Origin of the sequence: Luminiphilus sp. nBUS_07 (assembly GCF_051201685.1) — a bacterium.
Lineage (GTDB): Bacteria > Pseudomonadota > Gammaproteobacteria > Pseudomonadales > Halieaceae > Luminiphilus.
This window is the reverse complement of the sequence record NZ_CP179213.1, coordinates 18,291-35,417: the sequence shown is the minus strand read 5'-3', so window position 1 is coordinate 35,417 and position 17,127 is coordinate 18,291. Positions and strand designations below refer to the sequence as shown.

Annotated in this window: 20 protein-coding genes; 3 read left to right on the top strand and 17 right to left on the bottom strand. The window is 52.4% G+C overall.

Annotation, left to right across the window (positions count from 1 at the left end; genetic code table 11):
* Positions 1-64: 64 nt before the first annotated feature.
* Positions 65-694 (bottom strand): c-type cytochrome, encoded by a 630-nt coding sequence (locus ACMAZB_RS00170; protein WP_435218545.1) that lies wholly within the window; start codon positions 692-694, stop codon positions 65-67.
* A 34-nt stretch (positions 695-728) separates the two neighbouring features.
* Positions 729-1,049, bottom strand: coding sequence for a c-type cytochrome (locus ACMAZB_RS00165; RefSeq protein ID WP_435218543.1), 321 nt, complete (start codon positions 1,047-1,049; stop codon positions 729-731).
* A gap of 126 nt (positions 1,050-1,175) precedes the next feature.
* Between ACMAZB_RS00165 and yihA the strand changes: the two genes are divergently transcribed.
* Complete coding sequence (yihA, locus tag ACMAZB_RS00160) at positions 1,176-1,844, top strand: ribosome biogenesis GTP-binding protein YihA/YsxC (RefSeq protein ID WP_435213387.1); 669 nt, start codon at positions 1,176-1,178, stop codon at positions 1,842-1,844.
* Here the strand turns inward: yihA and polA are convergent.
* From polA to ACMAZB_RS00135, 5 genes are read right to left on the bottom strand one after another with little or no spacing between them, the layout of a single operon-like run.
* Positions 1,838-4,576 carry a DNA polymerase I gene (gene polA, locus ACMAZB_RS00155; protein WP_435218541.1) on the bottom strand — a complete coding sequence of 913 codons (2,739 nt, stop codon included), beginning with the start codon at positions 4,574-4,576 and terminating at the stop codon, positions 1,838-1,840. The genes yihA and polA overlap by 7 nt on opposite strands.
* Before the next feature lie 4 nt (positions 4,577-4,580).
* Entirely contained in the window at positions 4,581-5,231 is a 651-nt protein-coding gene (locus ACMAZB_RS00150) for an SCO family protein (protein WP_435218539.1), read from the bottom strand.
* A gap of 27 nt (positions 5,232-5,258) precedes the next feature.
* On the bottom strand, positions 5,259-6,158 hold the full coding sequence (gene cyoE / locus ACMAZB_RS00145; protein ID WP_435218537.1) for a heme o synthase: 900 nt from the start codon (positions 6,156-6,158) through the stop codon (positions 5,259-5,261).
* A complete protein-coding gene (locus tag ACMAZB_RS00140) occupies positions 6,158-6,847 on the bottom strand; it encodes a hypothetical protein (RefSeq protein WP_435218535.1) in 690 nt (229 codons plus the stop codon). The genes cyoE and ACMAZB_RS00140 overlap by 1 nt, the downstream gene beginning before the upstream one ends.
* A 9-nt stretch (positions 6,848-6,856) precedes the next feature.
* A complete protein-coding gene (locus ACMAZB_RS00135; protein ID WP_435218533.1) occupies positions 6,857-7,666 on the bottom strand; it encodes an SURF1 family protein in 810 nt (269 codons plus the stop codon).
* A gap of 28 nt (positions 7,667-7,694) precedes the next feature.
* Here ACMAZB_RS00135 and ACMAZB_RS00130 point away from each other — a divergent pair, with 28 nt between their 5' ends.
* A complete protein-coding gene (locus ACMAZB_RS00130) occupies positions 7,695-7,946 on the top strand; it encodes a DUF2909 domain-containing protein (protein WP_435213376.1) in 252 nt (83 codons plus the stop codon).
* A 57-nt stretch (positions 7,947-8,003) separates the two neighbouring features.
* Here the strand turns inward: ACMAZB_RS00130 and ACMAZB_RS00125 are convergent, their stop codons facing one another.
* The 5 genes from ACMAZB_RS00125 to ACMAZB_RS00105 all read right to left on the bottom strand — a co-directional run bounded on the left by ACMAZB_RS00125 (position 8,004) and on the right by ACMAZB_RS00105 (position 12,931).
* On the bottom strand, positions 8,004-8,984 hold the full coding sequence (locus ACMAZB_RS00125) for a cytochrome c oxidase subunit 3 (protein ID WP_435213374.1): 981 nt from the start codon (positions 8,982-8,984) through the stop codon (positions 8,004-8,006).
* A 41-nt stretch (positions 8,985-9,025) separates the two neighbouring features.
* Entirely contained in the window at positions 9,026-9,586 is a 561-nt protein-coding gene (locus ACMAZB_RS00120) for a cytochrome c oxidase assembly protein (protein WP_435218531.1), read from the bottom strand.
* Positions 9,587-9,599: 13 nt separating this feature from the next.
* Entirely contained in the window at positions 9,600-11,180 is a 1,581-nt protein-coding gene (ctaD, locus tag ACMAZB_RS00115; protein ID WP_435213370.1) for a cytochrome c oxidase subunit I, read from the bottom strand.
* A gap of 14 nt (positions 11,181-11,194) precedes the next feature.
* Positions 11,195-12,319 (bottom strand): cytochrome c oxidase subunit II, encoded by a 1,125-nt coding sequence (coxB, locus tag ACMAZB_RS00110; RefSeq protein ID WP_435218529.1) that lies wholly within the window; start codon positions 12,317-12,319, stop codon positions 11,195-11,197.
* A gap of 354 nt (positions 12,320-12,673) precedes the next feature.
* The gene (locus ACMAZB_RS00105) at positions 12,674-12,931 is read right to left on the bottom strand and encodes a YheV family putative metal-binding protein (protein WP_435218527.1); all 258 of its coding nucleotides are present in this window, start codon (positions 12,929-12,931) and stop codon (positions 12,674-12,676) included.
* Positions 12,932-12,987: 56 nt separating this feature from the next.
* On the opposite strand from ACMAZB_RS00105, the gene ACMAZB_RS00100 reads away from it, so the two are divergent.
* Positions 12,988-13,578, top strand: a complete 591-nt coding sequence (locus tag ACMAZB_RS00100; RefSeq protein ID WP_435218525.1) for a gamma carbonic anhydrase family protein — start codon at positions 12,988-12,990, stop codon at positions 13,576-13,578.
* Here the strand turns inward: ACMAZB_RS00100 and aroE are convergent, their stop codons facing one another.
* From aroE to dprA, 5 genes are read right to left on the bottom strand one after another with little or no spacing between them, the layout of a single operon-like run.
* Positions 13,579-14,421 (bottom strand): shikimate dehydrogenase, encoded by an 843-nt coding sequence (gene aroE / locus ACMAZB_RS00095; protein WP_435218523.1) that lies wholly within the window; start codon positions 14,419-14,421, stop codon positions 13,579-13,581.
* Positions 14,418-15,257, bottom strand: coding sequence for an oxygen-dependent coproporphyrinogen oxidase (gene hemF, locus ACMAZB_RS00090; protein ID WP_435220101.1), 840 nt, complete (start codon positions 15,255-15,257; stop codon positions 14,418-14,420). The genes aroE and hemF overlap by 4 nt, the downstream gene beginning before the upstream one ends.
* Positions 15,196-15,345, bottom strand: coding sequence for a coproporphyrinogen III oxidase (locus tag ACMAZB_RS00085; RefSeq protein WP_435220122.1), 150 nt, complete (start codon positions 15,343-15,345; stop codon positions 15,196-15,198). Before ACMAZB_RS00085 ends, hemF begins: the two co-directional genes overlap by 62 nt.
* Before the next feature lie 60 nt (positions 15,346-15,405).
* On the bottom strand, positions 15,406-15,963 hold the full coding sequence (locus tag ACMAZB_RS00080; protein ID WP_435213363.1) for a Sua5/YciO/YrdC/YwlC family protein: 558 nt from the start codon (positions 15,961-15,963) through the stop codon (positions 15,406-15,408).
* Positions 15,960-17,102, bottom strand: coding sequence for a DNA-processing protein DprA (gene dprA / locus ACMAZB_RS00075; RefSeq protein WP_435218521.1), 1,143 nt, complete (start codon positions 17,100-17,102; stop codon positions 15,960-15,962). Before dprA ends, ACMAZB_RS00080 begins: the two co-directional genes overlap by 4 nt.
* Positions 17,103-17,127 lie beyond the last annotated feature (25 nt).

Sequence of the window (17,127 nt, the reverse complement as noted above, 5' to 3'; positions counted from 1 at the left end):
CTCCGCAGCGAGCACTTTTGTGTCTAATTAGACTGGCTTGGGCTGCCTGTGGTTCCCGTAAAATTTAACGAAGGCCCGCGGCGTAGCTAGCCACTGCTTCGATCTCCTTGTCACTCAGCTCGAATGCTGTTGCGCGCATGATCTTGCTGTCGCTATCGTTGGTGCGTCCAGCAGGGTCTTCGTAGCCCATTCGAAACATCTTCAGCTGCGCGGCAATGTACTCTGGATGCTGGCCAGCAAGACCCGGGAAACCACCGGGGCCATTGCCCTTGCCCGATGGGCTATGGCAACCCGAGCAAGCGGCAACCTTTCGCTCCATGATGCCCGCCATGTATACCTTGCGACCGAGCTCCATCAACTCCGCATCAGCTAACTCTGGTGTGCGCACTTGCTGATCGTAAAACGCGGCAATGTCAGCGAGGTCTTGATCGGACATATTATCGACCTGTCCCGCCATCGCCGCGACCACGCGACGTCCGTCGCGGATATCTTTCATTTGCTTAAGCAGATACTTGTCGCCCAGGCCCGCAAGCTTAGGAAAGTTTGGCACGACGCTATTACCATCTGCACCATGACAAGCACCGCAGGTTATGGCCTTGGCCTCCCCTGCCACTGCATCACCCTGCAACATCTCTCCAGCATGACCTAGTGAACTTAGCAGCGCCAAGGCTACCGTTGCGATTGTTTTAACCATAATTCGCTTCCCCTGTGGGGTTCCTATAAATAATTTACGACTCACCAGACGCCATGTAGTTGATGAGTGCCTCATATTCTTCATTGGTGCAATCAGAGCAAAGGCCGGTGGGCGGCATTGCATTGAGCCCATTTTTTACCGACTCCATTAGGACGTCCATACCCTTGGCAAGGCGTGGCTCCCAGGCTTTCACATCACCCGTCTTTGGTGCCCCAGCAGCGCCGGATTCATGGCACATAGCGCAGGACCTTCCGTACTTGGCCATATCTGCGTCAGCAAAGGCCGGAACGGCGGAGACTGCCACGATGGCGACTGCCAATTTTAGGATGTTCCGGACACCTGCGATGTGTTTCATACCCAGACCTCATTATGCGCCTTCGCGGCACTAGTACACTAACGTCGTTTTTCCCAGCTTTTGGGCTTCGCCCTTTAAATCTGGCGTGGCATTATAGACAATCACCCCTCGGGACAAAAGCCAATCATGGCCCTTGATTCAACCCCCCAAAATCCATTGCCCAAACTCGATTTTAAGGTCGCTTCCTTTCTGCAAAGTGCCAGCAACCTTGGCAACGCCCCCTCCGATACAGGCTCTGAAGTCGCCTTCGCGGGACGCTCCAACGCCGGTAAATCAAGTGCTATCAACACCCTGACCGACAACCGAAAGCTTGCCCGCACAAGTCGAACGCCGGGGCGCACCCAGCTGATTAACTTTTTTTCGCTTAGCGACAGCCAGCGACTCGTCGACTTGCCAGGCTATGGCTACGCCAAAGTTCCCCTCAAAATGAAGAAAGAGTGGAACCAGCATATGGCCGATTACCTGCAAAGGCGCGAAAGCCTCCGGGGACTTATTTTACTGATGGACATTCGACACCCCCTCACAGATTCCGACGAACAAATGATTGGCTGGGCCTCAAAAGCACAAATGCCCATTCATGCCTTGCTCACTAAGGCCGATAAACTCAAGCGCGGCCCTGCAAAAGCAACGCTCCTGAGTGTGCAGGCCCGTCTTCTTGAATTTGGCGATTTAGCCAGCGCGCAACTGTTTTCATCGTTGAAGGGCGACGGGTTACCCGCTCTGCGCACTCGGCTAAAAACTTGGTTGACCGATGATTCAGTTTTTGAAGAGCCCTACCCACCTTCCGATCAGTGAGCCTCGTCCCAGTTTTTACCCACGCCAGCTTCAACCAACAAGGGCACATCGAGGGACGCCACATCAGCCATCAAGTCGGGTATTGCTGCGGTTAATCGGGAAACCTCGCTATCAGCAACCTCAAACACCAGCTCATCGTGAACCTGCATGATCATTAAGGCGTCAATATCTGTTTTATCGAGCCACTCATCCACAGCAATCATGGCCAGTTTGATGATATCTGCCGCGCTACCCTGCATAGGGGCATTAATCGCCGTGCGCTCTGCAGCCATCTGCCGATTCTTATTGCGTGCATTGATTTCAGGCAAATATAAGCGACGACCAAACAGCGTCTCGACGTAGCCTTGATTATGGGCAAGCTCCCGGGTCTTGGTCATGTAATCAGCCACCCCCGGATACCGCTCAAAATAGCGATCGATATAAGCCTGAGCCTCGTGACGTCCCAAACGGAGTTGCCGTGCTAATCCAAAGGCTGACATCCCATAAATAAGGCCAAAATTGATGGCTTTGGCCTCTCGCCGCTGATCGGTAGACACCTCTTCGAGGGACACGCCAAAAACCTCGGCAGCGGTCGCACTGTGCACGTCAAGATTTGCCCCAAAAGCCCCAAGAAGACCTCGATCCTGTGATAGGTGGGCCATGATCCTCAGTTCGATCTGTGAATAATCTGCGGCAACAATACTGCGGCCCGTGGGCGCACAGAAGGCCTGTCGAATACGCCGCCCCTCTTCAGTTCGAATAGGAATATTTTGTAGATTAGGATCTGATGAAGATAATCGGCCTGTGGCCGTCACGGCCTGATGATAGGACGTGTGTACGCGACCGGTATCCTGATCAATCATTTCTGGCAGACGGTCAGTGTAGGTCGATCTCAGCTTGGAGAGACTGCGGTACTCCATCAAGACGGCGGGCAGTGGGTAATCGAGGGCTAACTCGGCGAGAACCTCCTCTGCGGTGGATGGCGCCCCTTTAGGTGTCTTTTTCAACACAGGCAATTCGAGCTTTTGGAAGAGTATTTCTCCCAACTGCTTAGGTGATCCCAAATTGAAGGCTTGGCCCGCAAGGTCATGGGCGCTTTGCTCGAGTGTTGCCATGCGCTCACCCAACTCATGGCTCTGGTCAGCCAAAAGCTGACGATCGACTCGGGCACCATTGCGCTCAATGCGCGATAAAATAGGCACCAGTGGCAACTCAATATCGCGATAGAGCGTGCTTAGACAAGCCTCACTTTCCAGCTTGGGCCACAATGTTTGGTGCAATTTTAAAGTCACCGCCGCGTCTTCAGCTGCGTAAGGTGCTGCCTGCTCGATGGCTACCGCATTGAACGTAATTTGCTTAGCGCCTTTACCCGCGACCTCCTCAAAATGCGTGGTTTTTTCTCCCAAATATTTGAGGGCCAAAGTGTCCATATCATGGCGACTACCGGTGGCGTCTAGGACGTAGGATTCCAGCATCGAGTCATGGGCAATTCCACGCAGGGCGATGTCGTAATTGGCGAGGACATTGGCGTCATACTTAAGATTTTGGCCCACTTTTAAGCGACTGGGATCTTCCAATAAAGGCCGTAATCGCGCCAATACTGTGTCCCGATCTAATTGCTCAGGGGCTCCCGGATAATCGTGGGCTAACGGTATGTAGGCGGCTCTGTCAGTTGCTACGGCGAGGGCTACCCCCACAATTTCAGCCTGCATGTAGTTGAGGCTGGTTGTCTCAGTATCAAAGGCAAACAACGGCGCGGCTTCGATAGCGTCCATCCATTCATCGAGTTGCGACGTCGAAAGCACCGTGACCACGTCTAGCGGGTGTGTCGACTGCTCAACTACTGCGCCCTGTGTTGCTTCCCCAGCAGGGGCAACGTCACTTTCGGTCAAGGCGTCTGATAGCCAACCTTTGAATTCAAGCTCCTTGTACCATTTTGTCAGTTCGGCTGAATCGGGCTCTTTTGCCGATAAATCTTCCGGAGATAGATCGAGATCACAATCTGTTTTGATCGTTGCAAGCCGATAAGACAATTCTGCCGACTCGCGATGCTCAGCAAGACGGGCGCCCAATTTTTTTGCTCCGCGCACAGACAGATCAGCAACACGGGTTAAATCTGCGTAGATATCAGTGAGGCCGCCTAAGTTTTGCAGCAAAGCTAAAGCCGTCTTTTCACCGACCCCGGGTACCCCGGGGATGTTGTCCACTTTGTCTCCCTGGAGCGCGAGCAAATCAATAATGAGCTCAGGGGGCACCCCAAACTTCTCGACCACGCCGCTATGGTCCATTGTTGTGTTGGTCATGGTGTTTATCAGCGTAACGTGGTCCCCCACTAGCTGCGCCATGTCCTTATCACCGGTTGAGATCAACACCGACTGCTGGCGCGCTGCTGCCTCCAAGGCAAGCGTGCCAATAACATCATCAGCTTCGACACCACTGACGCAAACTAGGGGCAACCCCATGGCCCGAATCATGGTGTGAATTGGCTCTATTTGCTCACGCAATTCATCCGGCATGGGGGGGCGATTAGCTTTGTATTCTGCGTAGATGTCGTTGCGAAACGTTGGGCCCTTGGCGTCAAAGACCACAACCACCTGATCCTCAGGGTAGTCGGCTACGAGCCGTCGTATCATGCCGACGACGCCCTTGGCCGCTCCAGTATTAAACCCTTTTGAATTGGTTAATGGCGGTAGCGCGTGGTACGCCCGAAACAGATAGGAAGAACCGTCAATTAAAATGAGTGCTCCACTCATGAACTTAATCCTCCCACAGGTAACGCGCTGATCGATAGGTCACCTTAACCTTTGCTAAATCCAACGGTGCCTTGAAGAACCCATGGTAATCCCCTTTGGGATTTACCAGCACAACATTAGCGCTGTGGTCCAACTCATAGGTGCCATCAGCTGCAGTGACTTTCCTAAAGGGCGCATTGAAGCTCCTCGCGAAGCTCAAGATTTTAATAAAGTCTCCGGTAACGCCAGTGAACTCTGGGTCAAAATAGGGAATGTAGGCGGCTAACGCCTCGGGGGTATCCCGTGCGGGATCTACCGTTACCATCACAACTTGCGTATCAGCCGCCTCAGTGGTTGCCAACTCTTGCTTGAGCTTTGCCAAAAAGGACAGCGTTGTAGGGCAGATGTCTGGGCAGTGAGTAAACCCAAAAAACAGCAGCGTCCATTGGCCTTTCAGCGACTCTTTAGTAAAGGACTCACCCTTGTGATCAATAAGCGTAAAGGCTCCGGGATCTCTGGGCGTATCAAAAACATACAACCCATTTATTTGCATCTCAGTAGAGCTCATCACCCTTGGCTGTTGAATACGATTGACGAAGCTCAGCAAAATGACCGCTATAAACAATAGGATCCCCGCAACGGTGAACCAAACTCGCGTTTTTGTAGCCAATGCCAAAATAAGAAACTCCCAACTATTACCGGGCTAAATCATCAGGCCCAAAACCCAGTGATCAACCAGCATGACAATAAACAATACCAAAAGGTAAGTGATCGAATACTTAAAGGTCTTCATAGGTGCGTGTTCGTTACGACCGCGCATAATTTCAACAGACCAGTACAAGAAAATAACGCCCAATACGACCGCACCCACTAAATAAATGATGCCACTCATATGAGTAGCAAATGGCATGAGCGTAATCAGGAACATAATGATGGTGTAGAGCAAAATATGCAGTGCCGTAAATCTGACACCATGGGTTACCGGCAGCATAGGAATACCCACCGTGGCGTACTCTTCCCGTCGGTGTATCGCCAATGCCCAAAAATGGGGTGGCGTCCAAGCGAAAATGATGAGGACCAACAGCAGCGCATGGCCATGAACTTCGCCTGTAACCGCAGTCCAACCAAGCAGCGGTGGCGCAGCGCCCGCCAAACCCCCAATCACAATGTTTTGAGGCGTCGCTCGTTTCAAAAACATGGTGTAGATAAAAGCATAGCCAATAAGACTGGCCACTGTGAGTACGGCGGTCAGCACATTCACCCACATCACGAGTATCCAAACCCCGAGCAAGGCTAATGCCGTCGCAAAAAGAATAGCGTCGCGCTGCGAAATACGTCCTGTCGCCACGGGGCGGGTTTGCGTTCTCGCCATTTGCAGATCAATGCGCTCATCAACGATATGGTTAATAGCAGCAGCCGCGCCAGCGCACAGCGCAATACCAAGATTACCGAGGACTAAAGGTTGCCAAGGTACCCAACCTGGCACTGCCATACACATGCCGATCAAAGCCGTGACGATCATCAATGCGACCACCCGCGGCTTTGTCAGCTCGAGATAGTCTCGCCAAAGCGGAGTCATCGGGACTGTTGCTTCAGACATCATTACCCTCCCGAGTTTTTCAGCAAAAATTTGAGGTCAGCAATCACCGCTTTGTAACCGAGGTCGTCAGGAAAGTGCATCATGACCCACCCTGCAGGATCAACGAGATACCAACCACCCCCTGATGGCGCGGATGACTGGAGTGAAAGCTCCGAAAAAAGACCTGCAAAAATTACCGGGGTTGTATCTAAAGCCACCAAACCGCTGTGCCCTTGTGACAAATACTCCAGTACGGTGCCCGACTCAAAGCCCGCAGGCCACCCTTCGGGTTTCGTAGTAGGAGAGACCATCGCTACACTGCCACTGGACTGGTCTGCAACAAATACTCGACGCACACGATTAAACTCTCGGCCCAAGGCAATGTGTATTTGGCGGGTAAACCAGATACGCCGCTCACAAACAGAATCACAGGTGGGCCCCGCACTGGCGACAACCAAAGTCCAACGCGGCTCTAGATCGTCCCAACGAAAAGGTCGCCCTGCATCATCGGCAAACACGACCTTCTGCGCCTCACGAGGTGGAGAGATTAAAGTCCCGTTATTGGCTGTACCAATAGCACCAACAAGGTTCAGGTCACCCTCCACGACAAAGTACCAAAGCCAAGACGCCGCTAGCATCATGGTCAAAGGAATACCCGCAATGAGTAACAGAACAGCGCGACCCTGCCCCCGAGTTTCAGACTGTGATGACATAGTATTTCCTCAGGATTGCGAGCGGTCCTTACCACCACGCATTAAACTCAGCACGTTAGAGCTACGCACTAAAAAAGCGAGTAACAAGACAGCCGCCATGGTAAACCATTGAACCGCATACCCGGTGTGCTTCTGGGGGGATTGATTAACAACCGTCCAGTTTGCTGACAATGCCTGGGGGTCTTCAGCAGCAATACGCACCATAGCTGGCAACACTGGCTCATCAAGCAGCTGCGACAGTGACGGCGCAAACTTGCGAGCATCGTAATCCTGCACCACGGCAGGCAATTCGGTGGGGGCGGCTTGGTCTTCCAGTAAATAAGCAGTGCCTGCAGGGATGTAGACGCGACCGGTAAGACGAACTTCACCGCTTGTTAGGTTCGGCTGCGGCAGGCTGCGGCGGGCGGAATCACCCTCGATCCACCCCATATTTACCGGCACCCGCCCCTTGCCAGTCGCTACCAGTGCCACCACCTCGTAGCCAAAGCGACCATTAGTGATTCGATTGTCGATTAGCAGGTAATCTTCTGGATTCAAACGGCCTACAACGGACACCTTACGATCGGCTAACGCTGTCCATTCGGCGGTCGCAACCACCGTTTGCAACAATGGCTGAAACAGTTCATCGTGAGAGAGTGCTACCATATTTTGGCGCTGTGCATTGCGTAGTGCCAATTCTCGCTTTTCTTCAGCTCGATCGAGTTGCCAGGCCCCCAAATAAAGCAATCCGGGAAACAGCAGCAACGTAAACACTGTAAGACGCCATTCGAACAATAGCTCCAATGGTCCAACATTCATTTTATGTAGACGAGCGGTCACTGCCGTTCAATACCCTGAGGACGCTACGGTGCTAAAAACACTCATTATTTTACTCATGCTGGCATTGGTCATTAGTCTGGGTTCCGGGCTCTATTTTCTGATGGTAGACCAAGGAAACCTTGAGAAAAAACGGTTATTCACGTCATTAGGCATCCGCCTAGGCTTGGCGACAGCCCTCATCATAACGATTATCTTCGGGGTCGCCACCGGGCGGTTGGGCAACAAAAATCCTTGGGACGCCGGCACGATTGAGCGCGATGAACAAGCTATAGAGCGTTAAGCTAGCACCAACATAGGTGGTCTCTCGCCTAACGCTCGGCCCTAATCTTTGGCGCTATTACAGGATGTAGACAAACAGAAACAAGAATACCCACACCACATCAACGAAGTGCCAATACCAACTAGACGCCTCGAAACCAAAGTGATCCGATGACGTGAAATGGTGGCCTCTGACAGAGCGAAGCAGCTGAATCAACAGCATGGTCATGCCCATGAAAACGTGGAAACCATGGAAGCCGGTAAGCATGAAGAAGGTTGATCCGTATATTCCGGAATTCAAAGTCAGACCGTACAAAGCGTAAGCTTCGTAATACTCGGCGGCCTGCAAGCCGACGAAAATAATACCCAAGGCAACGGTAATGCCTAGCCAAAGGTTAAACTTTGAACGCTGGTCTTTTAGCAGGGCTGTGTGCGCTACGTGTACAGTAAAGCTTGATGACAACAAAATAATCGTATTCCACATTGGCAGCCACTGATACCAATGGTGGGCGTCAGCAAAACTCATGCTGCGTTCCTGCGTGAGGAAAGCACCGTTGTTGGCAATGGGCTGAACATCAGTACCGCCTACTGCCTCTTGAGGGGTAATCGTTGGCGGCCATGAAAATTCAAAGCCAGGCCAAAGGAGCCCGTTCATACGTCCACCGTCGCCCTCTCCCGCGAGCCACGGCCCAGCGAGTTGGCGCACATAGAAAAGCGTGCCGAAAAATGCAAGGAAAAACATGACCTCTGAGAAAATAAACCAGAACATACCCAGCACATAGCTGTGGTTCAACTGAGCACTATTCATGCCCTGCATATTTTCTCGAATGGTCGTACGAAACCAACTCGCCAGCGTAAAAATAAAGAAAGCTAAGCCCGCTGCCAAAACCCATTTGGCATTGCCAGATTCGTGGGTGTCGCCGAACGTCATATCATTAAGGAGCAGACCTGCCCCAAAAACAGTGAGTATCAGTCCAACGGTCGCTCGAACAGCCAAGCTTGAGCTGTCGGGTACATGGTATTTCTCATACCCGGCGGGTGCATGTTCAGTGGCTGCCATGTTCGTTCTCCATCATTCCGCTCACGGCGAGTGAGTCGGGTTTAGCGGGCGGCGATAGTTCCGCCGGCCATTGTTGTGACATCAAAAAGTGTATAAGACAGTGTAATGGTACGGATATCTTTTGGGAGATCCTGATCCACAACGAATTGCAACGGCATCTCGGTGGACGCCATTCCGTCTAGTGGCTGCTGATTAAAGCAAAAACACTCAGTTTTGTGGAAATATCCCGCGGCACGGGACGGCGATACGCTGGGTATCGCCTGTGCAATCATGGGTAAGTTGGTCGGATTTTCAGCGTAGAAAAAGGTATCAGTGGCGGCGCCAGGGTGCACTGTCAGCTGAGTCACTTGAGGTCGAAACCCCCAGGGCATGCCGTCGTTATTTGTGGCAATAAACTGAATCTTCACTTCGCGACTGGTGTCGACCACTGCTGGGACCGCAGTATAGGCAACGTCTGACGTCTTACCATTAATTCCCAAGGCGTCGCACAATACGTCGTACAAAGGCACCATCACGACGAAAACAAAAGCAAACATGGCGCAAGCCACCGCCGCCAACTTAATCGCGGTGTCTGCGCCAGGATTTCGACTTAGTCTAAGCACCTAGGTTTCTCGATTATCCGTGTGCCGGGGTAGCTTCGATCTTGGGGGGCACTTCGAAGGTGTGATACGGCGCAGGCGTAGGCAGTGTCCACTCAAGCCCCTCGGCACCGTCCCATACCTGCTCATCAGAAACCTTTTCTCCCGCAACAATCGTCGCGATAACGTTATAAAGGAACAAAATTTGGCTGGCCCCGTAAACAAACGCACCAATCGAAGACATCATGTTGAAGTCGGCAAACTGTAGGGCGTAGTCCGGAACTCGGCGTGGCATTCCCGCCAATCCCACGAAGTGCTGAGGGAAAAAGGTAACGTTAAAGCCTACGAAGCTGATCCAAAAGTGCACCTTACCCATGGTCTCGTTGTACATACGACCGGTCCACTTTGGTAGCCAAAAGTAGACCGCCGATGTCATTGAGAAGACCGCACCCGCAACCATCACGTAATGGAAGTGAGCTACAACAAAGTAAGTATCGTGGTATTGAAAATCAGCAGGGGCGATAGACAACATCAGCCCAGTGAACCCGCCGATAGTGAACAGTACCAGGAAGCCTATTGAAAACAGCATGGGGGTTTCAAATGACAACGCCCCTCGCCACATTGTGCTCACCCAGTTAAAGACCTTCACTCCTGTGGGCACGGCGATCAACATAGTCGCGTACATGAAGAAAAGCTCACCCGCTACGGGCATACCCACGGTGTACATGTGGTGCGCCCAGACTACGAATGACAGAATGGCGATTGCAGCCGTGGCGTAAACCATTGACGCGTAACCAAACAGCGGCTTTCGAGAGAACGCAGGAATTACCTGAGAAACCACACCAAAGGCTGGCAGAATAATAATGTAAACCTCTGGGTGCCCGAAGAACCAGAAAATATGTTGGAACAGTACCGGATCACCACCACCAGCAGCAGAAAAGAAGCTGGTACCAAAGTGGATATCCATGAGCATCATGGTCACTGCACCCGCCAAAACTGGCATCACAGCCACTAGCAAGAACGCCGTAATAAACCACGTCCACACAAACAATGGCATCTTCATGTAAGTCATGCCGGGAGCGCGCATGTTCATGATGGTCGCAATAATATTGATCGATCCCATGATCGATGAAATGCCTAGTACGTGAATTGCGAAAATAAAGAAGGTAACCGAAGGCGCTGCATAAGTGGTCGACAAGGGCGCATAAAACGTCCAGCCGAACGCCGGTGCTCCACCTTCCATAAAGAGGGTTGATGCCAGCATCAAAAATCCGGGGGGAAGAATCCAAAAACTCCAGTTGTTCATGCGAGGCAGTGCCATATCTGGCGCACCGATCATCATGGGGATGAGCCAGTTAGCAAGCCCAACAAAGGACGGCATGATGGCTCCGAACACCATCACCAAGCCGTGTAGCGTGGTCATTTGGTTGAAGAATCCAGGCTCTACCAGCTGCATACCCGGCTGGAATAGCTCCGCCCGGATAATCATGGCGAAGGTGCCGCCCAGAATAAACATTGCAAAGGAGAACCAAAGGTACATCGTACCGATGTCCTTGTGGTTAGTCGTAAATAGCCAGCGTGACAGACCCTTGGCCGGACCGTGATGATGATCGCCCATCGTTAAATCTCCCCTTAACCTTGCTTGTGTTGCGCGACGTCGGATGGCTGCACCACGTCACCTGTGTTGTTGCCAAATGCGTTTCGCTGATACGTGATGACAGCAGCCATCTCAACGTCTGTCAGCTGCGCGCCGAAGGCCTGCATGGCCGTTCCAGCTACACCCTTAATACCTACATCGAGGTGCACACCGAGATCACCCATAGCTATCGAGCTTCCCGCTATGGCTTTACCGACACCGCCCTCACCCTGCGCACCGTGGCACGCTAGACATTGGGTTTTGTACACCGACTCGCCCTCTGTCATCAGGGCATCGAGACTTAGGTCAACTGACGCGGCGGCAATTTGTGCATCTTTGTCTGCGCGCTTGGCGGCCATCCAGCCATCAAACTCGTCGTGGCTCACAGCATGCACAACAATTGGCATAAATCCGTGATATGACCCGCACAGCTCGGTGCATTGACCTCGATAGATTCCTTCTTGCTCTACCTTCGACCATGCTTCGTTGATGAAACCGGGGATCGCATCACGCTTGACCGCAATCTCAGGTACCCACCATGAGTGAATGACATCATTGGCGGTGATCAAAAAGCGGACTTTAGTGTTAACTGGGATCACCATCGGCTCGTCGACTTCCAGTAGGTAGTGTTCGCCTTTCGCTTCAGAGTTGTAGATTTCCTCTTGTGGCGTTGCCAGGTTGGAGAAAAACGAGACGTTCTCGCCATCGGCGTTGAGGTACTCGTACCGCCACTTCCATTGATGCCCTGTGATCAAAATATCAAGCTCGGCATCATCGTTGTCATAAACCTCAAGCAATGTTGAAGTCGCCGGTACAGCCATGCCAATCAGAATCAGAAAAGGAACAACGGTCCACGCAATTTCGACTTTCGTGCTTTCGTGGAATTGCGAGGGCACGAACCCTTTGGATTTTCGGTGATAAATTATCGAGTACAGCATGACCCCAAACACACCAATCCCGATCACAATGCAAATGATCATGATCAGCATGTGAAGATCATAAATTTCGGCGCCCACTTGGGTTACGCCAGGGGACATGTTCACCTGGTTTTGGGCCAAGGCCGCAACGGGTAGGGCTGAGAGTGCAGCCCCAGCAGTAATTAAACTTTTCTTGATCGACATCACAGCCTCTCCACGATGACGCGGGGGCGGGCGCCTAAAATGTTTTCCAGTCGCAGGCCGCGGCCACCACGCAATGTGTGGGCTGCTTAAAACGACTAGTGTTCCCCCAAATCTATTCAGACACCTCGCTTTGTGCTGAGGTTGCCGCGCTCTAACCGGTTGTGCTGCTCTGGCTGAAGCGGTGCGAATTATAGACTAATGACGCAATAAACACAGCGGATGCGGTGTTTTTCACGATCATTTGAGTCAATACGCTTTGTTGGGCCATAGCAATCGCATATTTTGTGTAGGCCTTTAGATCATACCACTACATATTGATTGAAAAATTTGGCGCTCCACCCACTGACCGAGAGGTCAGCTCTTATGTTCATCATTGGGGTCGATGAGACGTACAACATCTGAAGGTGTCTCGACACGCCTGGCGGAAGCGCGGGACACTCGAGTAGAGAGCGGCGCTGGAGGATCACCGGGTCGCTCATCAGCAAAACCACAATCGATGCAAGCTCTTGTCACACCATCGCCACTGACTACAATCCGATCCATGACGCCGCAACGCGGACAAACGGCACCAGCAATAAAACGCCTGGGCTGGGGTGAATCCTTTTCAGTCATGGCATGGGTTTCCCATATTAATGTTTAATAGCGCGCAGTTTACCGCAGCATTCTAAATGACTTACGAGGTACTCAACATGCGAACCGTTTCCTACCGAGCAGAGGACAACATCAGAGCCTGGTGTGGAACAAAGCCACAACTTGGTGCGCGCGTTATGGTGGATCCAACCGCCGTGGTTTTAGGTGATATTTCACTGGGCGATGACGTGAGTATCTGGGGTAACTGCTCAATACGTGCCGATATGCATCGAATAAGCATCGGTGATAGTACGAATATTCAAGACAATTCGGTCCTCCATATTACCCATGCTGGAGACTTTAATCCCGACGGGTACCCCCTAATCATTGGTAGCCAAGTGACCGTAGGGCATAGAGCTGTACTTCACGGCTGTACGCTGGGTGATCGGGTTTTAGTGGGCATGGGAGCCATCGTCATGGACGGCGCCGTCGTCGCCGATGAGGTTATGATCGCCGGGGGCTCCTTGGTGACTCCTGGTAAACAGTTAAAAAGCGGTTGGCTCTATGGCGGCAGTCCTGCAAAACCTATGCGAGAAATTACCGACAAGGAGCGCAACTTCTTAAACTACAGCGCAGAAAACTACGCTCGCCTCAAACAGAAGTATCTCGACGACATACCGTCAACTTAACTAACCTACCGTCAAACCATGACGCAGGGCGCTAATGACTGCGTCAGTGGCAGGGCGCTGCCCTCGCCACAAGTAATAGCTCTCTGCGGCCTGCTCGACCAGCATGCCAAGACCGTCGGAAATAGCCCACGCTGCCTGTGACGCAGACCAACGCATAAAAGCTGTGGGCTCTGCTGCATAAACAAGATCGTAACAACAACATTTAGGCGCCAATTGAATATTAGGCAAAGCAGGCATCGCATCCTCTAAACTGGCGCTGGTACCGTTAATCACCAAATCAAAGACCCCCCCAGCCACCGACTCTAGCTCACCGGCCTCAACCTTTATCTGGGTGTTGGAAAACCGTTCAGCCAACTCCTGAGCGCGAGTAGGCGTGCGATTAACGATGGTTAGAGAGCCAGGGCGCTCACTTAATAACGGGTGAACAATTCCACGAACGGCACCGCCGGCACCAATAATTAAAGTTCGGCGCCCCTGAAGCTGCCACCCGAGGTTAGCCACCATGTCTCTAACCATGCCAACACCATCGGTATTTGCAGCATGCAAGCCACCTCCTTGTTGGGGCACCAAACAGTTAGACGCCCCGGCGAGTTCTGCAGCGGTACTGGCCGAATCAGCTAACGCAAAGGCACGCTCCTTGAAAGGGACGGTAATATTAAGGCCACATCCGTCATGTTCAAAAAATCCACGAACCTTTTCTTCAAACTGCTCGTGTTCAACACGCACGGCTCGGTAACTCAAAGACTCTTTAAGCTGCTCAGCGAAAGCTTGGTGAATCGCCGGAGATTTAGAGTGTTTGATCGGATTACCAAAAACCGCATAGTTGGCTTGGGGTTGATTCAAGAAGGCGCTCCATCTTTCGCGGCAGACAGCCAGTCGCGAGGCGCCAAGAAATAATCCGTCAACTGTGCTTCGGGAGTATCGGGCTCAGCCTTGTGCCCATACTCCCACCGAACCAGCGGTGGTAAAGACATCAAAATAGACTCTGTGCGGCCGTTAGACTGCAAGCCAAATAACGTTCCGCGGTCGTAAACCAAGTTAAATTCGACGTAACGGCCGCGTCGATACAACTGCCATTGACGTTCGCGCTCCCCATAACTGGCGCCCTTTCTGCGCTCAACAATAGGAACATAACCTTCCAGAAAGTGATCGCCCACGCTGCGCATAAAGGCAAAGGTTTTATCGAAACCCCACTCATTAAGGTCGTCGAAAAATAGCCCTCCAACACCTCGCGGCTCGTTACGGTGTTTGAGATGGAAGTACTCATCGCACCACGCTTTGTATCGTGGATAAACCTCGGGACCAAAAGGCTCACAGGCGGCAGCCGCCGTTTGATGCCAATGAACAGCATCATCAAAAAATCCGTAATAAGGCGTCAAATCAAAACCACCGCCCATCCACCATATCGGATCTTTTCCCGGCTGCTCGGCAACAAACAGGCGAACATTGGCATGGGCCGTCGGTGCGTAAGGGTTCTTGGGGTGTATAACCAAGGACACACCCATTGCTTGAAAGCTACGTCCGGCCAATTGCGGTCGAACAGCTGTGGCCGAACCCGGCAAGCTGTCTCCTCTTACATGAGAGAAGTTGACTCCCGCCTTTTCGAAAACGGCGCCTTCAGCGAGTACACGACTCATCCCCCCCCCCACCCTCAGGGCGCTGCCAAGACTCTTCCTCAAAAGATTTTGAACCATCAACCGCCGATAATCCGTCACAAATACTTGTCTGCAAATTTCTCAGGTACTGCTCAACCGCATTAATGTCCATAAATACCCCACTGATTATTGCGTTTACAGCCTTCACGTTGCCTACACTGTAACAACGCGTTCAAGCGCGCAGAACTTCGCCAGTACCTGCCCTTCGTATCGTTGATGGTGTTGCCCGCAGGTCTACCACTCCCGGCGCTCGCACTAGCCCCCGGCCAAAGTAACGCACCACTTGAAAACCGTGACGCGCCGGCTGTGCATCCGCTGGATTAGCGGAAGTTGAAACTAAAGGCCTACCCAGTCGATAACTCAACGCGGCGAGTGCAGGCGCCTTGGTGACGCGAATGGCTATTTCATCGCTATCACCAGTAATCCACTCGGGGTACAAGCCCCGATTAGGCACCAGCCAGGTATTGGGCCCTGGCCAGCCGAACTCCAATTCATTGCGCTGCGCAGAATCTAAGGGCGTCAAAAGAGGTTCAAACATAGCGCTCGAAGCTGCCACAATTATCAAACCCTTTGAGGCAGGGCGGTGTTTCATTGCCAACAACTGCAATACCGCGTCCTCTGACAGCGGGTCGCAGGTTAAGCCCCACACAGCCTCTGCAGGGCATGCAACCACACCCTCCAACTCGACCTGCCTAATCACTTCATTCATGCGCTGTGCTGGTAACTTCACAAATGCCTCACCGCCCTCCAACCCGCGGAAGTCTGCGCTACATAACCCTGAAGCTCAAGGTGTGTCACCAGCGTGAGTACTTCGCGAGAAGAGCATTGCATTGCCGTGGCAAGAGACCCCAGGTCGAATTCACCATCACCGAGCAAGGTTAACAGTTGATGCTCGACCGGGTTTAGGGGGGCCGTTCGTGCATTTTTAGCAATCTCAGAGTGATCGCTAGCGCCCCCCGAAACTAATTCGGCCCACCCAGACAAAGACACGGCAAGCTGTTCAATAATTGCTGATGGCGTTGTCATGAGCTGCGCACCTTGAGATAGAAGACGTAAACAGCCTGCTCCGTTTTTGTGAAACAGCGACCAAGGTGCGGCAAATACCTCTCTTCCCTGCTGCACCGCCGCGTTGGCGGTAATCAGCGAACCACTTGGGTGTCCCGCCTCAATTACCAACGTCGCGAGACATAGTCCAGACAACGTCCGATTACGCCTTGGAAAATGCCCACGATGCGGCGCGACCCCCGGGCAAAATTCAGTGACCAAAGCACCTTGTGCGGCAACGTCCGCAGCGAGCCGATAATGGTGTGCGGGATAGATCCGATCCATTCCTGTGGCCATAACCGCAAGGGTTTGGCCGCCACTGCGTAGAGCACCGCGATGAGCAGCGGCATCAATACCGTGAGCCAACCCACTGACCACCAGAAACCCAGCAGACGCCAACTCGAAGCCCATCTGATCGGCGAGTGCGACTCCATCTCTGGAGGGTTGTCGAGTACCCACAATGGCAATCGCTGGGCGACTCAAACAGGTGAGATCGCCACTAATAAATAAGGCGAGAGGAGCATCGGAAAGTTCACTCAACAATGTGGGATAGCACGTGCCAACTTCAGGTTGTTTGCCCCAGGGGAGTAAGTGGCATGGCGCTAAAGATTTTACGTGGGTACGACCTGTCGCCTTCGATCCCCCCAATAAAGCTTTTGCCTCAGCTTCGCTTAAAAAAGGTGCACCATTGGTCTTTAGCAGGCTCGGGGGCGCAAAGCCCTGTGCCAGCAGTTTTTTCTTCGAGGCACGATCGAGTAACCTCGTGGTGAGAAAAGCTAACCAGAGGCGGTCCGCTGCCGCATCCCTTGCAAGCAAATAAGACATAGCGCTCTTCCTTGAGCTCATGAAA

What these genes read in the sequence shown, in the direction of transcription:
- ACMAZB_RS00170 (WP_435218545.1), bottom strand. Translation starts at nt 694, where the DNA reads ATGGTTAAAACAATCGCAACGGTAGCCTTGGCGCTGCTAAGTTCACTA.
- ACMAZB_RS00165 (WP_435218543.1), bottom strand. Translation starts at nt 1,049, where the DNA reads ATGAAACACATCGCAGGTGTCCGGAACATCCTAAAATTGGCAGTCGCC.
- yihA (WP_435213387.1), top strand. Translation starts at nt 1,176, where the DNA reads ATGGCCCTTGATTCAACCCCCCAAAATCCATTGCCCAAACTCGATTTT.
- polA (WP_435218541.1), bottom strand. Translation starts at nt 4,576, where the DNA reads ATGAGTGGAGCACTCATTTTAATTGACGGTTCTTCCTATCTGTTTCGG.
- cyoE (WP_435218537.1), bottom strand. Translation starts at nt 6,158, where the DNA reads ATGATGTCTGAAGCAACAGTCCCGATGACTCCGCTTTGGCGAGACTAT.
- ACMAZB_RS00140 (WP_435218535.1), bottom strand. Translation starts at nt 6,847, where the DNA reads ATGTCATCACAGTCTGAAACTCGGGGGCAGGGTCGCGCTGTTCTGTTA.
- ACMAZB_RS00125 (WP_435213374.1), bottom strand. Translation starts at nt 8,984, where the DNA reads ATGGCAGCCACTGAACATGCACCCGCCGGGTATGAGAAATACCATGTA.
- ctaD (WP_435213370.1), bottom strand. Translation starts at nt 11,180, where the DNA reads ATGGGCGATCATCATCACGGTCCGGCCAAGGGTCTGTCACGCTGGCTA.
- coxB (WP_435218529.1), bottom strand. Translation starts at nt 12,319, where the DNA reads ATGTCGATCAAGAAAAGTTTAATTACTGCTGGGGCTGCACTCTCAGCC.
- ACMAZB_RS00105 (WP_435218527.1), bottom strand. Translation starts at nt 12,931, where the DNA reads ATGACTGAAAAGGATTCACCCCAGCCCAGGCGTTTTATTGCTGGTGCC.
- ACMAZB_RS00100 (WP_435218525.1), top strand. Translation starts at nt 12,988, where the DNA reads ATGACTTACGAGGTACTCAACATGCGAACCGTTTCCTACCGAGCAGAG.
- ACMAZB_RS00085 (WP_435220122.1), bottom strand. Translation starts at nt 15,345, where the DNA reads ATGGACATTAATGCGGTTGAGCAGTACCTGAGAAATTTGCAGACAAGT.
- dprA (WP_435218521.1), bottom strand. Translation starts at nt 17,102, where the DNA reads ATGTCTTATTTGCTTGCAAGGGATGCGGCAGCGGACCGCCTCTGGTTA.